Genomic DNA, 576 nt, shown 5'->3' with positions numbered 1-576 from the left:
GCGTTGCCATTGGGCGTAGTCGGCGTATTGGATCGCCAGCTCCGGCAGCGGGTCCGCCTCGCCCTGGCGGTAGGCGCTGTACAGCGCGCTCAGCTCGCTTAGCAGCAGGCTCACCGACCAGCCGTCGCCGGCGATGTGGTGCAGGGTCACTTGCAGGCGGTGTTCGTCCGGGGCCATGCGCACCAGCAAGGCGCGCAGCGGCCCGCCGTGTTCGAGGTCGAAGGGGGTCTGGTTGTGGGCTTCGCTGAGCGCTTCGAAGCGCTCTTCAGCGTCGGCATGGGCGCTGAGGTCGTGTTCGTCCAGGGCGATCGGGCCGGGGGCGTCGATGATCTGGACGGGGTGTTCGTCGATGAGCGCGTAGCGGGTGCGCAGGGTCTCGTGGCGTTCGACGATGCGCTCGAGGGCGCGCTTGAGGAGGGGGACATCGAGGGTGCCGTTCAGTTGGACGGCGCCGCCGATGTGGTAGGCCTCGGAGGCGCCGTCCATGCGCGTGAGGAACCACATGCGTTGCTGGGTGAGCGACAGCGGTAGCGGCCGGTTGCGCTCGGCGATGGCGATGGCGCTCAATTGGCTGTG

The 576-nt window shown here is 68.8% G+C and carries 1 protein-coding gene; it reads right to left on the bottom strand.

Features of this window, described 5'->3' with window-relative positions; translation table 11 throughout:
* The coding region (locus I8J34_RS24260) for a condensation domain-containing protein (RefSeq protein WP_230412002.1) at positions 1–576 on the bottom strand (576 nt) is incomplete at both ends.

It is taken from the genome of Denitromonas iodatirespirans, assembly GCF_018524365.1.
Lineage (GTDB): Bacteria > Pseudomonadota > Gammaproteobacteria > Burkholderiales > Rhodocyclaceae > Nitrogeniibacter > Nitrogeniibacter iodatirespirans.
Note: the sequence above shows the minus strand (reverse complement) of the source record. Positions and strands in the feature narration are given on the sequence as shown.